General features: G+C 51.4%; 16 protein-coding genes and 1 pseudogene. 4 read left to right on the forward strand and 13 right to left on the reverse strand.

Going from position 1 to position 19,257, the window contains the following annotated elements; all coding sequences use genetic code 11:
* Positions 1 to 82: 82 nt before the first annotated feature.
* The 9 genes from MHH78_RS26405 to MHH78_RS26445 all read right to left on the reverse strand — a co-directional run bounded on the left by MHH78_RS26405 (position 83) and on the right by MHH78_RS26445 (position 9,672).
* Complete coding sequence (locus tag MHH78_RS26405) at positions 83 to 1,009, reverse strand: ABC transporter permease (RefSeq protein WP_036721498.1); 927 nt, start codon at positions 1,007 to 1,009, stop codon at positions 83 to 85.
* Positions 1,010 to 1,201: 192 nt separating this feature from the next.
* Positions 1,202 to 2,761, reverse strand: coding sequence for a response regulator (locus tag MHH78_RS26410; protein WP_036721496.1), 1,560 nt, complete (start codon positions 2,759 to 2,761; stop codon positions 1,202 to 1,204).
* A 40-nt stretch (positions 2,762 to 2,801) separates the two neighbouring features.
* Positions 2,802 to 4,523: a sensor histidine kinase gene (locus MHH78_RS26415; RefSeq protein ID WP_341169355.1), complete on the reverse strand. Its 1,722-nt coding sequence runs from the start codon at positions 4,521 to 4,523 to the stop codon at positions 2,802 to 2,804.
* Positions 4,524 to 4,798: 275 nt separating this feature from the next.
* Positions 4,799 to 5,803 (reverse strand): CapA family protein, encoded by a 1,005-nt coding sequence (locus tag MHH78_RS26420; RefSeq protein ID WP_445668104.1) that lies wholly within the window; start codon positions 5,801 to 5,803, stop codon positions 4,799 to 4,801.
* A gap of 69 nt (positions 5,804 to 5,872) precedes the next feature.
* Positions 5,873 to 6,082: a DUF1877 family protein gene (locus MHH78_RS26425; RefSeq protein ID WP_341170384.1), complete on the reverse strand. Its 210-nt coding sequence runs from the start codon at positions 6,080 to 6,082 to the stop codon at positions 5,873 to 5,875.
* Between the two features lie 119 nt (positions 6,083 to 6,201).
* The gene (locus MHH78_RS26430; protein WP_076079038.1) at positions 6,202 to 6,861 is read right to left on the reverse strand and encodes a class I SAM-dependent methyltransferase; all 660 of its coding nucleotides are present in this window, start codon (positions 6,859 to 6,861) and stop codon (positions 6,202 to 6,204) included.
* A 177-nt stretch (positions 6,862 to 7,038) separates the two neighbouring features.
* The gene (locus tag MHH78_RS26435) at positions 7,039 to 8,061 is read right to left on the reverse strand and encodes an SDR family oxidoreductase (protein WP_341169357.1); all 1,023 of its coding nucleotides are present in this window, start codon (positions 8,059 to 8,061) and stop codon (positions 7,039 to 7,041) included.
* 18 nt (positions 8,062 to 8,079) lie between these two features.
* Positions 8,080 to 9,018 (reverse strand): aldo/keto reductase family protein, encoded by a 939-nt coding sequence (locus MHH78_RS26440; protein ID WP_076079040.1) that lies wholly within the window; start codon positions 9,016 to 9,018, stop codon positions 8,080 to 8,082.
* A 66-nt stretch (positions 9,019 to 9,084) separates the two neighbouring features.
* Positions 9,085 to 9,672 (reverse strand): TetR/AcrR family transcriptional regulator, encoded by a 588-nt coding sequence (locus MHH78_RS26445; protein ID WP_341169358.1) that lies wholly within the window; start codon positions 9,670 to 9,672, stop codon positions 9,085 to 9,087.
* 183 nt (positions 9,673 to 9,855) lie between these two features.
* Here MHH78_RS26445 and MHH78_RS26450 point away from each other — a divergent pair, with 183 nt between their 5' ends.
* On the forward strand, positions 9,856 to 10,818 hold the full coding sequence (locus MHH78_RS26450) for an NADP-dependent oxidoreductase (RefSeq protein ID WP_341169359.1): 963 nt from the start codon (positions 9,856 to 9,858) through the stop codon (positions 10,816 to 10,818).
* Between the two features lie 22 nt (positions 10,819 to 10,840).
* Here MHH78_RS26450 and MHH78_RS26455 read toward each other — a convergent pair whose 3' ends face one another.
* Positions 10,841 to 11,437 (reverse strand): TetR/AcrR family transcriptional regulator, encoded by a 597-nt coding sequence (locus MHH78_RS26455; RefSeq protein WP_076079134.1) that lies wholly within the window; start codon positions 11,435 to 11,437, stop codon positions 10,841 to 10,843.
* 123 nt (positions 11,438 to 11,560) lie between these two features.
* Here MHH78_RS26455 and MHH78_RS26460 point away from each other — a divergent pair, with 123 nt between their 5' ends.
* Positions 11,561 to 12,106: a hypothetical protein gene (locus MHH78_RS26460; RefSeq protein ID WP_341169360.1), complete on the forward strand. Its 546-nt coding sequence runs from the start codon at positions 11,561 to 11,563 to the stop codon at positions 12,104 to 12,106.
* Positions 12,107 to 12,146: 40 nt separating this feature from the next.
* On the opposite strand, the gene MHH78_RS26465 is transcribed toward MHH78_RS26460, so the two are convergent.
* The gene (locus MHH78_RS26465) at positions 12,147 to 12,752 is read right to left on the reverse strand and encodes a DUF1349 domain-containing protein (protein ID WP_341169361.1); all 606 of its coding nucleotides are present in this window, start codon (positions 12,750 to 12,752) and stop codon (positions 12,147 to 12,149) included.
* A gap of 184 nt (positions 12,753 to 12,936) precedes the next feature.
* On the opposite strand from MHH78_RS26465, the gene MHH78_RS26470 reads away from it, so the two are divergent.
* Complete coding sequence (locus MHH78_RS26470) at positions 12,937 to 13,323, forward strand: MerR family transcriptional regulator (RefSeq protein ID WP_341169362.1); 387 nt, start codon at positions 12,937 to 12,939, stop codon at positions 13,321 to 13,323.
* A pseudogene (locus MHH78_RS26475) lies at positions 13,320 to 13,592 on the forward strand (SDR family NAD(P)-dependent oxidoreductase); the annotation flags it as partial. The gene MHH78_RS26470 and the pseudogene MHH78_RS26475, both read left to right, overlap by 4 nt.
* Positions 13,593 to 13,752: 160 nt before the next feature.
* Here the strand turns inward: MHH78_RS26475 and MHH78_RS26480 are convergent.
* Both MHH78_RS26480 and MHH78_RS26485 read right to left on the reverse strand, forming a co-directional pair.
* A complete protein-coding gene (locus MHH78_RS26480) occupies positions 13,753 to 14,682 on the reverse strand; it encodes an Rpn family recombination-promoting nuclease/putative transposase (protein ID WP_341170385.1) in 930 nt (309 codons plus the stop codon).
* 203 nt (positions 14,683 to 14,885) lie between these two features.
* Positions 14,886 to 19,199 carry an S-layer homology domain-containing protein gene (locus tag MHH78_RS26485; RefSeq protein WP_341169363.1) on the reverse strand — a complete coding sequence of 1,438 codons (4,314 nt, stop codon included), beginning with the start codon at positions 19,197 to 19,199 and terminating at the stop codon, positions 14,886 to 14,888.
* Positions 19,200 to 19,257: the final 58 nt, after the last annotated feature.

Genomic DNA, 19,257 nt, shown 5'->3' on the forward strand with positions numbered 1-19,257 from the left:
GTCCCGGTTAGCAGGCTTTCTGCGTACTTCCGGTGATTGAATATTTGCAGTGGTTGAACTCATTGGGCATTACCTCCTTGTCCTAGAATAGAGCGCGATCCTTATCGTATCGGCGTACTGCATAGTTGGCCAGCATGATGGTTGCGAAGCCGAGCAGGGATTGGTAGAAGCCGGCTGCCGCAGACATCCCGATTTCATTGGATGTGGTCAGCGAGCGGAAGACGAAGGTGTCGATTACGTCTGTGGATGAGAACAGCAGGCCGTTGTTGCCGACCATATTGTAGAACATCCCGAAGTCTCCGCGGAAGATATTACCGATCGCCAGCAGCACCAGAATGATGACAGTCGGCATCAGGTTCGGAATCGTAATTTTCATAATCCGCTGGAAAATATTCGCGCCGTCAATTTCGGCGGCTTCGTACATCTCGGTGTCTATGCTGGTGATGGCGGCCAGATACATGATCGTTCCGTAGCCCAGTGTCTTCCAGGCGGAGACAATGACCAGGATAAACGGCCAGTAGGCTGCCGTATTATAGATATCCACCGGCTGCATACCGAGTCCCTTCAGCAATACATTAACGGTACCTACATCGAAGTTGAACAGGTTGTACGCAATGGCTCCAACTACAACCCAGGAGATGAAATAAGGCAGGAACAATACCGTTTGGGTCAGCTTGCGGAACCATTTGCCCGCTACCTCGAACAGCAGGATCGCTGCGAAGATCTGAAGCCCGTTGTTCACAACGATGAATGCGATGTTATATAACGCTGTATTTCGGGTTACGCGCCAGGCGTCACCGGAATCAATGAAGAATTTGAAGTTATCCAGTCCGTTCCACGGACTGCCGAATACCCCGCCAGTATAATCAAATTGCTTGAATGCCAGCACTATGCCCGACATGGGCAGATAAGCAAATAGCAGAAAGAACAATACTGCCGGTGTCAGCATAAGAAGCAAGGATCTGTATTTCTTGACGTCATCCCAGAATCCGTGTTGTTTCTGTTTCATCTTGAATCCCCTTTCCCATTCCCATTTCTCTATAGCCTTATTATAAATAAGCGTCCTTCCGGTGTGGATTAGGGCTATCAACTAAAAGTAATACTTTTTCAACGATCCGTTTAAATATATACTTTCCAAAAAAACAAAAAACGTTGCCTCTGATTTGGAAATCAGGACTGGCAACGTTTGGTAATCATCAGCTTAGATTTTCTGCTTCTTGCGGTATTCCCCCGGCGTCATGCCGGTGATCTGCTTGAACTGCCGGTTGAAATAGATAATATTCTTATAACCCATCCGTTCGGCTATCTCATAGATCTTAAGCGTCGGATCACTGAGCAGCTCGAACACTCTGCCTGTCTTGCGTTCGTTAACATACTCGCTGAAGGGAACCCCATACTCTTCCTTGAACAGGAAGCCCAGATAATTCGGGGTGAAGTCGAAGTGGGCGGCTACCTCCTTCAGCGTGATCTTCTTCTCCAGATTCTCCTCCACATAATTCATAATCTCGTCGATCAGCTTGCGCTTCTGCCGCTGCCGCTTCACATACAGCAGCTCCGACAGCTCGAAGAATCTCCGTCTCATCCACGACAGGATATCGTGAATCGTCTCGAACTGGAACAGGATGTCCGGCTGATGAGACTCCCACTGGAGCAGCTCATACAGATTCTCATTCTGCTGCTGCAGGTCCGCATGCAGCTTGGAGGTGATCCGGATAATCAGCTCATAGACATCCTTCTTGCCCGCATTCGTGAACAGCTCCAGCAGATGATCGTCAATCGCCACCAGATCGTACTGGATGATAGCCTCCAGCAGCTGCACAACAGTCTGTTCAATCCTTGCCCCCGGCGTCCCGCGCGGGGAGGACTCCAGATTATCGCGGATCAGCCGGTTCTTGCCCAGCAGCCACTTCGCACTGAGTGCAGCCGTTGCCTGCTGATAGGATTCATGCAGCCCCGCCTCATCCTGAGCGTAACGCCCGACCCCGATGGTTAAGGTGCAGGGTGAGCTCCCGGCCATCTGCTTAATCAGCTCGTCCAGCAGACTGAGGAAGCTGTCCTGCGGAAGGCTGCACAGAATGACGAACCGGTGATGATGTACAGGAATCAGCGTTCCCAGCTGGGTGCTCTCTACGAACGCTCTGATCAGTCCGGCCATCTGCCGCGTCTTGACCCGCGCATCCTCCTCGGACAGGTCGCGCATTTTCCATTCCAGATCATCAATCTCAATAATTGCTGCAGCCGCCCCCTTCATGAGCAGCGGATTCAGGGCACTGCGCAGATGCTGCTCCGCCGGCTCAGGCGATGCATCCTCGAACCAGCGCAGAATCAGCTCCTTGTTCACCAGGGACAGCGCCTCGGTAAATGAACGGTTCTTCTCCCGTTCCTGCTCCAGAGCGGCAGACAGGGATTCGAGCATGTCGTAGAGATCCTTGTCTTCCACAGGCTTCAATAAATAACCGGAGGCATTGATCTCAATCGCTTCCTTGGCATAGCTGAAATCCTCATGGCCGCTGATGAAGACAATTTTGACCTTTGGATGGATCACCTTCGCCCGGCGCGCGAATTCTGTCCCCGTCATAATGGGCATCCGTATATCGGACAGGATGATATCCACCCGCTCCTGCTCCATAATCTTAAGCGCATTGAAGCCGCTGTTCGCCGTTCCTACCACTGCAAGATCCAGCGGGCTGGCCAGTACTCTGCGCCGCAGCCATTCCAGATCAATCGCTTCATCGTCAACCAGCAATACATTGATACTCATCGCAATCTTGTCCTCCTGTATGTGTAACTGACCCTAAGTCTTACAGCTCCTCATCACCCTGAAGCCCGGCAGGGAGCAGCAGCCGCACGGTTGTCCCGCCTCCGTAGAAGCTGGCAATGCTCACCCCGTAAGCATCGCCGTATCTGAGCTTGATCCGCTCATCCACATTTTTCACACCGTAACCGCCTGACTGGCTCGGCCCCTGCATCATACGCTTAACCACTTCAGGACGCATGCCAATCCCGTTATCGATTACCTTGAGCTCAATATTGTCCCCCACCCGCTTGCCGGTCAGCCGGATGGCGATGGTCTCACCGAACCAGGCGTGCTTGAATATATTCTCGACAAAAGGCTGAAGCAGCAGCTTAATCACCTGCATGTGCAGAATCTCCTCGTCCACATCCACGTGCAGCGTGAAGGCATCCGCATATTTGACCCGCTGGATCTCCAAGTAAGTAGCCACCTGGTCCAGCTCCTTCTCCAGTTCAATATAGACATTGCCTTGATTGAGCGTCAGCCGGTAGAACCGGGACAGCCCCTGGACCATCTCCGTGACCTTGCCGATCTCACCCAGATTGGCCAAGCTGCTGATGGTAGAGAGTGTATTATATAGAAAATGCGGATTGATCTGTGCCTGCAGGGCTTCCAGCTCCGCCTGCTTCTTCTGAATTCCCTGCACATACACGCTGTTGATCAGCCCCTGGATGTTGGAGGCCATATCATTGAAGGAATCTGCGATCTGTACGAATTCATCATTGCCGGAGAAGCGGATGCGCTTCTGGAAGTTCCCGTCCTGGAAGGAGCGCACCAGGCCTACGATCCGGCTCATTTTACGTCCCGATATCCGTGCCACCACATACCCGATCAGGGTCATAACCAGGAAGCTCAGACTGCAGACTGCGATAATCACACGGCGCAGGCGTCCGGCATCCTGAGTGAGATATTTATGCGGAACCATCGCTTCAATCATGAAGTTACTGCCCGGAATCTGCTCCTGCAGCCTGAGGAAGCTTCCCTCCCCGCTGCTATTATTGGCGGGACCCCGCTGGAACAGAACGTCCCCGGTGGTCTCTTCCACCAGCCGCAGCGTAATTCCTTCCTCCAGCGGGAAGGTGTCGAAGCCGCCGAACAGGTCCTCCAGCGATACCGTAATCCGCACATAACCGATCAGCGACTTGTAATCACTGAAGTTGACGAGTCTGCGTACATGCGAGAGGTTGCCCAGCTTCTGGTCCGTATCAATCTGCAGCCACAAATTATCACGCTTGGAATCCTTCAGCGAGCGATACCATGGACTGCCTGTAATATCATCCAGAGGCAGAATATAGTAATCGCTGGTAATGATCGGCTCATCCAGATTATCCCCGGACACAATGTTCAGATCTGGGTTCGGGGTGTAGAGCATGAAGCGGATCTTGTTCCCGAACAGCTGCAGCGGCGCGGTAATCTGGGGGATAATCTCGTCAAGCATCGTCAGATAGATCTCAAACGGCGTCCCCTTCAGCTCAAGCGCACGCTGGAACGGCTGGCTGCCGAACAGGTTGTCCGACATCCGCTGTATTTCATCCATCTGATAGCGGATATTGTTCCTCGACTGCTCCATACCTGTGCGGATGTTGGACTCGGCCATCTCTGTCCTGGAATCCGTCAGCATGGAATAGGAGATATAGCCGATGAACACATCCGTGAGGAGAACCAGCAGCAGATAAGGAATCATCATTTTATAGGTGAAAGGCATGTACTTCTTAAGCTTGGGCATCATTCACTGGACATCCTCTGCATGGAATTCGTTACAGCTATTCTATTCCGAAACGGACCGCAGCACCACTTCTGCGTTATCCCCCTTGGTAGAACTAATATTCATATTGTAGAGCAGATTCACTCCGCGCTGTTAGCACAATGCTAAGAATGAATAGCACAAAATGAAGAATACCGGGAAAACGCAAAACAGCCCAGGGAGGATTAGGAAGCGGCTCCCCGGGCTATAAGAGATGGATCATACAGATTCATGGATAAGAACTGTTACGCCGGCTTATTTCACAGCTTCTCACCGACTGCCCCGTTCGCTGCAATCTTCGCATTGAAGGAGAGCTGGTTCAGCTTCTTGATGGTTTCTTTATTGTAGGCATCCCCCATGAAATTCGGCTGGCCGCCAATGATTTTGACCGGTGTAATGCTGCTGGTTACCCCTGACGGGTTAATGGTGAAGTTAACCAGCATGGAATGCAAGGTCTTGTCTCCGCCCCGTGTAGAACGGTTGAACACAAAGTTGCCCAGTGAATAATAGATCGGCTTATGCTTGTAATATTCAATACCCATGAGACAATGACTGTGCGCGCCAAGGATGATATCTGCCCCGCTGTCGATCATCTGCTTGGCCAGCTTCCGCGCATACGCTTCCGGGTAATCCTTGAATTCCTGATTCCAGTGAATATAGACAACCGTATAGTCATTATCCTTGGCAGACTTCTTAATCGCACTTAGCAGCGGCTCTGCCGTATAGGCTGAGGCTGCTCCCGGGCTGTTCTTGCCTGCATACCAGGAAGGGTCAGACAGCACACGGCTTGTACCCAGAACGGCGATCCGCTTGCCCTTGACGGTCTTGACATACGGTTTGAAGGCTTCATCCATATTAGCACCCGCACCGGTGTGTCCAATATTGTTCTTATCCAGATGAATCAGCGTGTCCAGCATCGCGATCCGGCCGTAATCCAGAATATGATTATTGGCTACGCTCACGCCGTCGATCCCCGCTTTGCTTAATCCCGCAAGTGCAGCCGGCTTGGAACGGAAGGCGAACGTCTTGCTGGCCGCAGCCCCGCGCACGGAGACTGGAGTCTCCAGATTGGCAAAAGCAAGATCGGCCTTCTGCAGCACAGTTGCTACCTTGGCGAACGGGAAATCCATGCCATACTTGGCAATCTGGTCGCCGACAAAGCCGTCCAGCAGAATATCCCCGGCAAACGTAAGGCGGATCTCCTCCTGCGGAGCAGTCCCTTGGGCGCTTATCCCCGCAGCGGGGACCAGCAGAAGCAGAATCATGAATATAACAGCATATCTGCGCAACGTTCTCTAGCTCCTTTTTCTAATGTAATATAATAATGACTGTGACTAGGAAATATAGAACACAACGCAGGATGCACTCGCGCTTGCCTGCTGGTAGAACTCCCGGATGGCCTTGAAATACGTATAGATATAATCAAAGAATTCTTCCGCCTCATCATCCTCCATAAGGGGGTAGATTCCTTCCTCCATCATCTGCCGGAAAGGGTAGTGTTCCCTCAGCCAGGCTTCTTCTATTCCCTCCAGAGCTGAAGCAATTCAGCATGTACAGCCAGGTAATTGCCGATCATCCCCATGAGATTGTCTCCTTCTTTCTTCTGCCCTTGAAGCTATTCTACTACAATGGAAGGAAACAACCAAATGATGGGTGAATTTTGCTAGATTTGCGCTTTTTTAAGCACTGCCCGGAAGCAGCTCAGGCCGCCCCACTGGTCTGTACGCACGGCATCTGCCGGAAGATTGAAATCCGTCTCGCCCCAATACTGAAATCCGGCCTGGAGCAGAATCTCATTCATCCGCGGCAGGTTGACGGTCGGATGATCAAAGGTCAGCACCAGCAGTCCTTCTCCATTAAGCGTTCTATGAAACTCACGGACGGCCAGGACCGCTTCCTGCACAGACAGATGCTCCAGCACCGAGATACAAAAAACCGTATCAAAGCTCTCATCCTCATAAGGCAGTGAGGTCAGATCAGCCTGGGCTAAGTGCAGCCTGTTCACAGGTCCGGCCTCCACCTGACGGGCTGCAGCTGCTCCGACATCCTCGGTGATATTCTGCATAATCGCTTCATGCGACAGAATCCGGGCATCCTTATCACAGGCATAGACCTCAGCGCTATGCTCGGCAAGATAGAATTTGAGCGGATGAGAGATCCCGCAGGCGGCATCCAGCACCACATCATGCGGTGATATGAAATGGGTACACCATTCATATTCATAAGGACGGCTCCACCAGGCTTCCGGCAAATCATAAATCAGCTTGTCACGGCGTGCATCGGTATTCACAAAAAAACGGGAGACGTAAGGATGTGTCGGCATGACCAGGACTCCTTTACTCGTGGGGATTTCGGTAGTCAGAGTATATTCACGAATCCGGGTTTCATGCTATACCTGGGTTATAACCTGACACTGCTTATACACAAACAGGCACCATCCTCTATGGACAGCACCTGTTCCGGTATGAAGAAATATTCTGATAGATACTATTAGTTCTCTTTACACGTAATAGGTCAAAAGCTTCGCATCAACGCCATGCCTTGCAATCAATCCGTCCAGCATTTTGGACCAATCCTGGTCAACTGTGCACAATTCAGGATGGGCCTCGAACCAGGCTACCGACCGTTTCACCCCTTCAGCGAACGGCACAGTAGCGGCGAAGTCAGGAACGAGACGTTTGATCTTGCTGTTGTCGAACACACTGCTGACCGCCTGATCCCCGATCAGCCCGTCCGCTGTTCCCGGCGGGGTATTCGCAGCGATGAAATCCGTAGACATGTGTACAACCTTCGGCTCACGGCCGGCCGACTCCCCGATGGCCGCATAGATCTGATTCCAGTTCAGCACCTCATCCGAGGTAATATGAACCGCTTCTCCAATCGCCTCCTGAAGTCCCAGCAATCCAACGAAGCCTTTGGCAAAATCCGTATTATGCGTCAATGTCCATAGAGAGGTACCATCGCCATGGATGACGAGCGGCTGGCCCTTGCGGATGCGTTCCACCAGAGACCATGGATGGCTCCAGCTGGTCAGCGCCGCCGGAATAGCTGTATCTCCGTACGTATGGGATGGACGGACAATGGTCACCGGGAAGCCGCTGCTCTGATACGCTTCCAGAAGCAGCTGCTCGGAGGCAATCTTATCCCGGGAATACTGCCAATAAGGGTTCACCAGCGGAGTCTCTTCGGTAATCAGATAATTACGCTGGGGCTTCTGGTAAGCGGAAGCCGAGCTGATATAGATATACTGCTGCGTCTTGCCTGTGAACAGATCAATATCTGTCTGCACATGCTCCGGCGTAAAGGCAATCCAGTCCACAACAACATCGAAGTCATGCCCCTTCAGCGCCTCGGCTGCCTTCTCTTTGTCACGGATATCGCCCTGAATCACCTGAGCGCCCTGAGGCACGAAGCCGCTGCGCTCTCCACGGTTGAACAGATACAGTTCTATTCCCCGTTCCACTGCCAGCCGGGAAACCGCCTGACTGATAAGTCCCGTACCTCCGATAAATAGAACCTTCATCTGTATCCTCCCTCTCTCTTAACCGATAATCTCTTCAATTCGGGCCAGTATATCCTCATTCAGCTCAATACCGGAAGCCTTTACATTCTCCTCCACCTGCTCAGGGCGGCTCGCGCCGACCAGGGCACTTGCTACATTAGGCTGGCGCAGAATCCAGGCCAGCGCCAGATTGCCTACAGAGATATCCAGTTCAGCAGCAACCTTGCCCAGTTCCTGAACCTTCGCAAGCTTCTCTTCCGTAATTCCTTTGCGCATCCAGTCGAGCCGGGCTGCCCGGCTGTCTGCCGGAATCTCGGAGACCGAGCTGTATTTGCCGGTCAGCAGGCCTTGTGCGAGCGGAGAGAACACGACTTGTCCGATTCCCTTGCGCTGGCCAAGCGGGATAATCTCCTTCTCGATATAACGTTCAAACATATTATAGACCGGCTGATTGACCACGATATGATCCAGCAGATACCGGTCGGCAACCGCAAGGGCTTCGGTCATCTGTGCCGCTGTCCATTCACTGACCCCCACATAGAGCACCTTGCCCTGGCGGACCAGATCATCCAGCGCCCGCAGCGTCTCCTCGATCGGGGTCTCCGGATCATACCGGTGACAATAGAGCAGATCCACGTATTCAGCGCCCAGCCGCTTCAGGCTGGCATGGCATTGCTCGGTAATATGCTTCCGGGACAGGCCGCGGTCATTGGGACCGTCGCCCATGACCCCGAACACCTTGGTCGCCAGCACGTAGGATTCGCGCGGATAGCTGCTTAGGGTAGCTCCAAGCACCTGTTCCGCCGCCCCCTTCTCATAGACATTCGCGGTATCAAAAAAATTAATGCCCAGGGAGTAAGCGGTTTCAATGGCCTTAACGGCATTGTCCTGCTCCACATATCCTCCGTAGGTCAACCAGCTTCCCAGGCTAATCTCACTGACCTTAAGTCCGGTCCCACCTAATCTGCGGTATTTCATTAATCCTCTGCTCCTCTCTGAATCCGGCAGTTCCCGCCAACCGGTTGCTATATGCACCTACTCATTCTAGAACAATTTGGTAGAAATAGAAAGCGGAGCGGACGGCGGGACCATCTGGTTACGCTCCATGAGTGCCCACAATTGCCCGGATAGCTCTGTTGCTGAATAAGGCGTTGCACGCGTAACCAGCTGTTCGATCATGCCGGTCATTGCCACAGCCAGAAATTGCACCAGGATTCCCTTGTCCATCATCTTGTTAATGCCGCTCATATCCATCTGTTTGTCGAATCCCCGTATCAGTACCGCCTGCAGACGATTTCGGAACGCGGGGACCCCTTGGTTAGCCAGCGCCGCTGCATAGAACGAAGCATGCTCATCGAGGTAACGGAATGTATAGTGCAGAGCCGCCTCAGTGGGAAACAGCGCCTGCTCGCCGCACGGCAGACAGCTGTCAATCAGCTTGACAAAATGTGTCCTGATGCACTGGTCCAGCAGATCGTATTTGTCGGTATAATGCGAATAAACGGTGCCCCGGCTTACATTGGCCCGCTCGGCTATTTCGTTTATCGTAATTTGTTCGAAGTTCTTCTCTGCAATCAGCTGGATAAAGGCTTCAATAATAGCCTCCTGCGATTTACGTATCCTTCTATCCATAAATAACCCCTTCTTCGCCCCGTTCGAATTGATTTGAACACTTCTACAGATTCTGTACAATACTGAACACATTCCGAAATTCTAGCAATTGATGCAGCTATACCACACTGGTAGGATCATTATAGTGAACGTCTACCCGTAAATCAACAGAGGTTCAAAATACACGGATCGGAGGATTTAGCTATGCATGCAATTGCTATTCAGCATTATGGTAATCCCGAAGTATTCACAGAAGAGGTACTCCCTACTCCCGCTATCACCGAGACTCAGGTGCTCATTGAAATGTACGCCACAACTGTCAGTTCCGCTGACCAACTGGTGCGCTCAGGCGCATTCGAGGAGTTGATGCAGCTGCAGTTCCCCCATGTGCTGGGAGTAGAAGTAGCCGGAATAGTGAGGGCGATTGGGAAAAATGTGTCACGGCTGAAGGTGGGCGACCGCGTCATGGGGCTCTCCAGGTCCGGCGGCGGTTACGCAGACTTCTTAGCTCTGGAAGAGAACTCAGCGGTTGTTATTCCGCTTGAGCTTTCCTTTCAGGAAGCTGCCGCCCTGCCCGCTGCAGCCTTGTCAGCCTGGCAGTCCTTATTCCAGTACGGCAAGCTGCACCCGGGCCAACGGATTCTTATTCACGCTGGCGCTGGAGGGGTAGGACATCTTGCGGTGCAAATGGCCAAGCAGCACGGCGCCTATGTCCTGGCCACAGCACGGGAGTATAATCATGAATTTGTGCGGCAGCTTGGAGCAGATGAGGTTATTGACTACACGACCACTGATTTCGCAGAAGCAACCGGCACAGTAGATATTGTACTGGATATGGTGAGAGAGACTTCCATTGATGCGGACACTGGAATAGGAGCAACCGAACAGAAGAACCTTCAGATTCTGCGGGACAACGGCAGGCTAATCTCCCTGGTAGACCCGCTGATCACTAACCACCCCAAGGTTCGCGGAATCGAAGCCCAGTTTGCCTATATCGAGCCGAACCCAAAGGATCTGGCTTCCATTATCCAGCAAGTCCGCGAGCATAAGCTTAAGGTGCATGTGGAGGAGATTTTCCCGTTTACAATGCAGGGGATAGTAGGTGCGCATAATCATTATGAGACCCGGAAGGTTCGGGGGAAATTAGTGATTCTGAGACAGGGATAGAACATTATACAGAAACAGACTATTATGTCGCACTTGGAGTACAGATAGATTCCAGGTGAATATTTAGCACCCGGATCACACGTTGTTTATTCATCCTGTCAGGCTCCAGCATGGCATGAAGGGCCAGGCCGTCAATCAGAGCATACAGCCGTTCAGCTTCATCCCCCTTATCCAGCCCCTGCTTAAAGAGTGCGTGCTGATCCAGGTAGTCAATAATCTGCACAATCAGCGGATAGATCGCATCATTAAGCTCAACAGGCTTCTCCCCGCCAGTCTTGAGATGGAAGGTAAATGCGAACCATACCTCCATCTCAGCCATGCTGCTGTCGTCTGTAGGGAGCAGCTCCAGCAGCACCTTCAAAATCTGCTCCCGCGGAGGAAGCTCCGACTGCATAATGTCCACAATCCTCGCTGTTACGCGCTCCTTCACCAGATTCATAGCAAACTCCAGCAATTCATGCTGAGTGGAGAAATAATGGCGCAGCGCGCCCAAAGAAACACCCGCCTCGGCAGCAATATTACGCACCGTAGCCCCTTTGATTCCCTGCCGGATAATGACCCGCCAGGTGGCTTCGGCAATATTCGATTTTCGTTCGGAATGATCTACAATTTTTGGCATGCCCATATTGTAGCATACCCGAAATGATAAGCACAATTTAAATAATACGATTGTATTATTTAAAATCCGCTGTTATACTTCGACTAGGCTATAACTACTATCAACAATAACAAGGGGTGCTATATGAATCTGGTGGCATGGGCGATTGTGACCTGTGAGGTCTTGTTCTGGGTGGTCATTCTTGCAGGCTTTACAGCACGTTATATCTTCAAGCGGCCTACACTGGGGCTAATTTTCCTGGCGATGACTCCGGTCCTCGATATCCTACTGTTACTGATCTCCGGCGTGGATTTGGCACGGGGCGCTACCGCTACGACAGCCCATGCGCTTGCGGCTGTGTATATTTCTGTGTCTCTTGTATTCGGTAAAAGCATGATCGCTTGGGCCGACGAACGCTTCCGCTACTATGTTACCAAGCAAGGGACGAAGCCGGCCAAGCGTTACGGCATGGACCATGCCAAGCATTATTTCAAGGGCTGGGTGAAGCACTTGCTCTCTTTTGTGCTCGCTGCCGGTATTCTGTATGGATTGATATTGTGGATCGACGATGCCGCCCGTACGGAGGCGCTGTTAAGTATCCTGACTGTATGGTCTGTCGTGGTCGGCATTGACCTGATCATCACTGTTACCTATTTCATCTGGCCCAGACAGGCCAAGAGTTCAAGCTGAGCCCCGGCAGGAGCAGCTGGTTCATCGGAAAAAAGCCGGCTTATATGCCGGCTCTTATATTTTTCACCGTCCGCTGTTCCAGTGAGAAATGCTTGTAGATTCTATCCCCGCCATCGCCAGTAGGGGCCTGCGCCAATAACCCAACCTTGACTGTGTCTCCCACGGGAAGGTTAAAGAAACGCATCATGTCAAACCGTACGCCGTCGGTCGAATAATGAAAAGCAAAGGCATTTCCGGATCTGGCGGCCTGCAGCCATACCTCATTGCCCTCAATATTGCAGCCGTTCGCATCATCCGAGGTCTGGTTCGTAACTACGCTGACCACTGCGTGGGTATCAAAATCTGTCAGCTCGAAGCAAGCCTTCGCCCAGACGGACAGATCCTGCATAATCATAATGGAAGAAGAATCGTACGTGTCCCGGAAGTCATGACTCACCTTCACCCGCAGCACGAAATCCCCGGATACTTCAGTATAGAAGAAAGGCGCGTTGGTCAGACTCTCAGGCGTCAGCCCTTCTTCCGCAACCGCCCCGTTATTGCAGAAAAAATCACTGTTAGCAGTGGCCTCTATTATAATACTGTCCTCCTCAAACCTGATGTTCCCCTCATTCATCCATTGGTACGCTGCAAAATCAGTCTTGGTCATTTGGTAGTCCTCCTATTAATGGATATTTCTATTTAATTGCAAGGCATTCTCATCCTATAGCAAAATGGAAAACTAACCAATAGTAATATTTTGACAGACTCTTATAAATTAGGTTGACTTAAACCTTGGTTTAAGTCGTATCCTATAACTGTCGACACCTAAACAATCAATTGGAGGCCTCCAGATGAACTATTATTCCATTGGCGAAGCGGCAACGCGGTTAGGGATTCCGGAATCTACCATACGTTATTATGAGAAGCAGGGGTTACTGCCCCGGATGGAGCGGGATGAAGCGGGCAGGCGGATTTTCACGGAGGATTACCTCGTTTTCCTTAAGATCATCCTCTATCTGAAAAACACACAGATGCCCATAAGCCAGATCAGGCAATATGTAGACTGGATGGCGGAGGGGGACAGCACGATTGCATTGCGGCTTGCCATGTTTCAAGAACATAAGCAGGCTGTATTGGCACAAATCGCGCTCATGACCGAATCCTTGCGGGGAATTGAGAAGAAAATAGAACGTTATACGAATTATTTAGAGACTAACGGGAAAGAGGTTTTATCATGAAGCTCTCAGGAAACACTCTTCTGATTACAGGTGGAGGCTCCGGCATCGGACTGGCTGTGGCGGAACGGTTCATCCAAATGGGGAACACAGTCATCATTACCGGACGGCGTGAGCAAGTGCTACAGTCGGCTAAGGACAAAGTCCCCGGCCTGATTACCCGCTCGTGCGATTTAATGGTAGAGTCAGAACGCCTTGCTCTCTTAGACTGGGTAACATCAAGCTATCCGGGAGTGAATGTCCTGGTGAACAATGCCGGGATTCAGCAGCGCTCTGCGTATGTCACGGGACCAGATTGACGAATATGCAGCGCAAATGTATGAGGCGACGAAAGGCTACATTGAATAAAAGATTTGAATCAAAACGCGCCGAAGAGACCGTCTTGGGGTAGACGGTCTGTTTGGGCGTACGCATAATATGATAGAACTCCGCTTACATCAGCTTCTTAATCTTCTCTACCGGTAACTCCACCGCTTTGGAGACCTCTTCCGGAGTGAATCCGTGAAGCAGTAACTTGCGGATAATCTCCGCCTGGCCTTTTTCTACTCCTTGTTCAATTCCTCGTTCTATTCCTTGTTCTATGCCTTTCTCAATTCCCTGTTCTATTCCTTCAGCTATGCCCTCTTCATATCCCCAACGCTTCCAGGCTGGCATGAGTTCCATAATCGCTTCACCCTCCTCCGGGTATTGTACCATTAATTCTTTTATGATCTCTTCATCCTGGGCCCGGTCCGGCTTGAAATATAAATCCGCCACTGACATCACAAGTGCCAGCCGTCCTTGATCGAGCCGTGTCTTCAGCTTCATGAACATGCGCAGGAACTCCCGGCGCACATCTCTTGCTTCTCTTGTAGTATACCCCATCTTGGCTAGTAACGCAGCAGCTACTGCATTGTCTGAATCAATAAATCTTCGCCAGTTCTGCTTACGCAATTCTACCTTGAGAAACTGAAAGCGCAGGATCTGATGCTCAGGAATAACCATCTCCAAGGTGTCCTGCTCCTCCCTGATCTCATCTGAAGTGAAGATGGCAATCGGAATAATCAGCTTATGCTCTTTGCGGTAGCGCTCAAACAGACGGCTGAAATAAATAAACATCCGTTCGTGAAACTGTGAATCCCGATACGACTGCGGCTCCAGGTGAATCAAAATATAACCGTCCAGTTCTTTGTAGCGGATTTCCAGCAGGAGATCCAGTTCCCGCGCTTCCTCACCAACAATATCCACCAGCAATTCCTGCATGAGGAACCGGGTTTCACTATAGTCCAGCATAGAATCAAGCTCAGGAAAAAACAACTCAATAAATTCCTGAAAAAACGTCTCCAGCAGCTTCTTAAAAGCCTCATCATGTGGTAAAGGTATTTTAGTCGCCTCCTGTTATATCCTGCTTGTTTCTTGTGATTATATTCCATTTCAATGGAATATAATATAACAAAAAGCACATGTGTTCGCATTTCGATCGTAGAAAACTGCCTTACCCTCCGCTTTACCTTGCTAAAAAAGAGCAGCCCCGATTAATGGGGCTGCCCTTGTCTGCTCAGAAGCTTTAGCTTTGTCTGCTTATCCTACTCCTCACCCGCTTCAACAAGCTTATCCATGAGCCGGACGATCATCACTACGGCTTCAGCACGGGAAGCAGATTCCTTGGGTTTGAAGGCTCTGTTGCCTTTCCCTGAGACAATCCCTGCATTAGCGAAGGCATTGATTGGCTCTGCCGCCCAACTTGCCGAGAGGTCGGAGAATAGCGCAGGTGTGCCGGGAACATAGCTCGTAAGACGCGCCAGCATAGTCACAGCTTCCGCGCGGGTGATCTCCTGCTTGGGTTGGAAGGAACCATCGGCGTAACCCTGAATCACACTATGCTCTTGAAGCGCCGCAAGTGCCATAGAAGCCCAATGCCCATGCGTATCCGAGAATCCGGTCCCCTGCGCACCCGTGAGGCCAAAAGCTTTTGTGAGCATTACAGCAAACTCAGCGCGTGTTACTTTGGCTTCAGGATGGAATGAACCATCCGCGTAACCCGTTATCATCCCCATCCGAGTTGCACGATTTATGAATGGTGCACTCCACAGAACGGCAGGTACATCCTGGAACTTGACAACTGCAGCCGTCCGGCCTTTTGCAACGATAGATTTAAGCGCATCTAAGTCCAAGGTGTCTTTCAGGACAGGCCTGGTTACCGTTGGCTTTGCGGGACCGGCAGTTATAGCTGGTGTTGGTGCCGGTGTCGTCGTTGCTGTTGGTGACGGTGTTGCTGTCGGTGTTACCGCCGGCTTTGGTGCTGGCGTTGCTGCCGGTGTTCCTCCCGATTGTGGCGTTGGTGTCGGCGTCGGCGTTGCCACCGGTACCGTTCCGCCCTCAACCACGATGGGAATCGCAATGGTTAAGCCGCCGAAGGAAGCAGTAATCGTTACCCCGTCCCCCGCTGCAATACCCGTAATGATCCCCTTGTCCGATACCGAGGCGACCGCAGGATCTGAAGTTGTCCAACGAACCTGATCCGTAACCACTATATTTGCTCCATTGTCATATACCGCTGTAATCACGGAAGCCGCTTGCTTGTTCACCTGTAAGGTGTGTGTGCCAGGCTCGGCGGTCAGCTTCAGCAGCTTAGGCACCGTACCTTCTGTCTGAACCGTTACCGATAGCTTCACCGGCGGCATGTTACCGTAGTTCGCCTGGATGGTAGCTTCTCCCACTTCAACGGCATGAATGATACCCTGGGCGTCTACCGTAGCTGCCCGCTCATTAGAAGATGTCCATACCGCTTGATTCGTGACATCGGCAGTGGAGTTATCGCTATAGGTAGCCGTAAGCACCGTCGCGTGCGTGTCACCGACATTCAGCTTCAATTCAGCAGGGGCTACGGCCACGGAAGTTACTGTCCGCTCATCCTTTTTCACAATCGTATAGTTGTCAATTAATTCTGCACTCTGCGTAGTGCGGGCTTGGATAATGATCTTATCATGGCTTACCTGAATGGCAGAATAGACGGGAACATCCTCGTCAAACATGAAATCAAGATACTCGTATTTGCTTCCATCGTAGAACTTCCAGCCCGACGCCCCGCCGTCCAGATAGACTGTTCCTTGCTCTCCGTTCAGCAGTGGCTTGCCTTTGCTCATCGGATAGGTGCGCGCATATACATGGTCATGGCCTTCCAGCACCAGATCGACCTTCAATTCTTCGAGAATAGGGGCAAAATAAGTCTGGGTGTATTCAATCAGATTGCCGCGTCCATCTTCGGTATGGTAGGCAGGTTTGTGGAACATGACAATCTTCCATTTTTTATTACTAGTTAAAAGATCCTCCCGCAGCCACTCCGCTTGCTTGCCCATTGTGACTTCGTCTGCTTCAGAGTTCAGCACCACGAAATGCACCTCGCCTGAATCGAACGAATAGGCATACTCCTTCTGAACCTCAGGCCCATTTACAGGAAGCCCCAAGCCTTTGGCGAAAATGTACTTCCCTCCCCCTTTTACATCATGATTCCCCATGGCATACGCTGAAGGAATCGAGGAGGCGTAGACCGACGAGGCTTGCCAGAACTGGTCCCACTCCTTCAAAACCGCCCCGTCATCGACCATATCGCCTCCATGCATAACGAACTGGGTATCCGGATAATTAGTGAATGCATTCTGGATCAATTGCTGATAAGTCTCCAGCCCATTGTCCCCTTTGGTATGCGAATCAGTTACAAATACAAAGGAAACAGGCTTGTCCGGCGCAGCCTCCACCGTCTTATAATTGGACCAATCGCTCCAATGGCCTTCGTAGCCAACTCTGTAATGATAGCCCGTACCTGGCTCAAGACCCGTGACTAATGCGTTATGGAACTTGATTTCGCCCATAGGTCCCCCTGCAACCTCAGGAATAACCTCCACCTCGGAGAGCGCACGCTGCATGGCTGCTTTTGCCGGAGCATTCGTCAAGTCACTGTCCACCCAATCACTATCTTTCATGTACTGGATGTAAGCTTCTTGAACACTTGGCGCGCTCTGCCACCCTACACTCATCATCGTCTTCATATCTTCGGTTACAAAGGTCTGCACATATTGCGGATCTGCCCCGCCAAACGGAGCTACAACATTCATACTGATACTCTCACTGGTACCGCCATCCTTGACAGCCTGAACGCTCCAAGTGCCAATGGCAAGGTTAGTCAGGGACGTATAGATCTCTCCCTTGGCATCCGTCAAGCCTATTCCTGAGGTAAGATCACTCTGCTCCACATCTGCGGATGAGATGTACCCTGCCTTGCTGCCATCCGGCAAATACACCTTGATGAATCCGGAAGCACTGCCTGCTGTGGCGAACATCCGCGCGTCTTTCTCTACAGCAAGCAACAATGCGGACGATGGATCGGCTTTGGCATATACTTTGGACCCATCGGCGGTTACACGCACATAAGTCTGAGGACCGCTGGTATCGCTAAAATCAATCCCGGCTCCTTCCACCGGCGCTCCTGCGCGAGAGGTAACCGTGAGGATACTCTGAGTATGCAGCGCTGATCCCTTGATGCTAAGCTTGTAAGGAAACCCGATCTTATACCTAAGCGGGGAGGCTAAGGAAGGAACTCTCGTCCCGCTTTCATACCCGAAACTGCCTTCCACCATAGCCATCTGCTTAGCCGTCTCGCCGCGTTCCATTTTCGCAGAGCGGTTCACCTCAAAATCAATACTTGCCAGCGCATCCGCCTGATCCCCTTGCAATCCCTCGGCACTGACTTCAACATAGCCGCCTGTATTATCAAGGACTGTCTGCACATGGCTGAGGCCGGAGCGTGCAGTAATGACATTGGCCTGCAATGTCTCTGGATCGAACTTGATTCTGGCATGGAAGCTCTCAGCCTCGCCTACATCTGTTGCCTTCAGCTTCAGCCGGTAGGTCTCATTGCTGACAGCCTCCTCAGGGGCTTCCAAGGTAAATCTGGCTCCATGCTCAATCTGAAAAGCATATTCTGCCGCTGCCGGATTGCCGGCCTTATCCTTCACTTCTGCCAGCACTTGATGATAACCTCCGGCCAGCGGAAGCTCCGGGTGATAGGTAATCTGCTTATGATTCAGATCATAGCCATAAGTTGACGGTGCCGCAAGCTGACCATCCACCGTTAGCCGGATCGAATCCGGGTCAATGCCCGACTTGGCATCCTCCGCTGACAGAATAATGTCAGAGACAGGGGCGCTCAAGGTTTGATTAGGAGCCGGTGCCGCTGGACTTAACACAGGCACATCCATATCTTCATTAACCGGCTCATCATAGATCAGCCTGACGTCATCAATCCAGATCGAGCCTTTATTCTTTTTGCTCATTTGTCTTTCTTTCATCTGGAAGTAGAAGGCCAGTGTACCCGGCATGGTCAGATCTGACCCTATATCCGCCTCAACATACTTCCAGCCGCTCCAGTCGATCCCGGTCTCTTCACTCCTGATTTCATACGTTTTGGATTTGCCGGTGGAAGAAACGTAGAACTTGGAGGTCAGGCCATGGCCTTCCTGATTGGCATATACCCACATTCCGATTCTTTTAGGGGTTCTGTTAGAGAGCGGCAGCTGAGTCGCCGGGCCAACGGCAACCTGAGACGGGTTATCGGTTATGCCAATGAAGTCATAATCAATCCGCAGGGACTTCGATCCGCTATGTACGTATTTCGGATTCGTCTCCAGCGCCAGACTGCCGCTATGAATGCGGGCACTGTCAAAGGTTAGATCCGCTAAGCTCAACTGTTCAAAGTCCTCTACCTTCAAGACTCCACTAGGTTCCGCTGCATCCCCAAAGGCAGTCGGTAACGGAGATAGAGCAGGTGTAAGGATGGGAAGCAGAACCGTCATAGCCAAGATCCCGCTTAATACTTTCTTTACAAATGGATGATTACTCACGAACTTTCACGCTCCTTGTTGTCTGTTCTAGTAGACAGCATAACGGCGTAATATGTTC

It is taken from the genome of Paenibacillus sp. FSL H3-0333 (assembly GCF_038002805.1).
GTDB lineage: Bacteria > Bacillota > Bacilli > Paenibacillales > Paenibacillaceae > Paenibacillus_AQ > Paenibacillus_AQ silagei.

Excerpts from the sequence above, each read along its gene's own strand:
- MHH78_RS26405 (WP_036721498.1), bottom strand. The coding sequence starts at position 1,009 with ATGAAACAGAAACAACACGGATTCTGGGATGACGTCAAGAAATACAGA.
- MHH78_RS26410 (WP_036721496.1), bottom strand. The coding sequence starts at position 2,761 with ATGAGTATCAATGTATTGCTGGTTGACGATGAAGCGATTGATCTGGAA.
- MHH78_RS26415 (WP_341169355.1), bottom strand. The coding sequence starts at position 4,523 with ATGATGCCCAAGCTTAAGAAGTACATGCCTTTCACCTATAAAATGATG.
- MHH78_RS26420 (WP_445668104.1), bottom strand. The coding sequence starts at position 5,803 with ATGATTCTGCTTCTGCTGGTCCCCGCTGCGGGGATAAGCGCCCAAGGG.
- MHH78_RS26430 (WP_076079038.1), bottom strand. The coding sequence starts at position 6,861 with ATGCCGACACATCCTTACGTCTCCCGTTTTTTTGTGAATACCGATGCA.
- MHH78_RS26435 (WP_341169357.1), bottom strand. The coding sequence starts at position 8,061 with ATGAAGGTTCTATTTATCGGAGGTACGGGACTTATCAGTCAGGCGGTT.
- MHH78_RS26440 (WP_076079040.1), bottom strand. The coding sequence starts at position 9,018 with ATGAAATACCGCAGATTAGGTGGGACCGGACTTAAGGTCAGTGAGATT.
- MHH78_RS26445 (WP_341169358.1), bottom strand. The coding sequence starts at position 9,672 with ATGGATAGAAGGATACGTAAATCGCAGGAGGCTATTATTGAAGCCTTT.
- MHH78_RS26450 (WP_341169359.1), top strand. The coding sequence starts at position 9,856 with ATGCATGCAATTGCTATTCAGCATTATGGTAATCCCGAAGTATTCACA.
- MHH78_RS26455 (WP_076079134.1), bottom strand. The coding sequence starts at position 11,437 with ATGCCAAAAATTGTAGATCATTCCGAACGAAAATCGAATATTGCCGAA.
- MHH78_RS26460 (WP_341169360.1), top strand. The coding sequence starts at position 11,561 with ATGAATCTGGTGGCATGGGCGATTGTGACCTGTGAGGTCTTGTTCTGG.
- MHH78_RS26465 (WP_341169361.1), bottom strand. The coding sequence starts at position 12,752 with ATGACCAAGACTGATTTTGCAGCGTACCAATGGATGAATGAGGGGAAC.
- MHH78_RS26470 (WP_341169362.1), top strand. The coding sequence starts at position 12,937 with ATGAACTATTATTCCATTGGCGAAGCGGCAACGCGGTTAGGGATTCCG.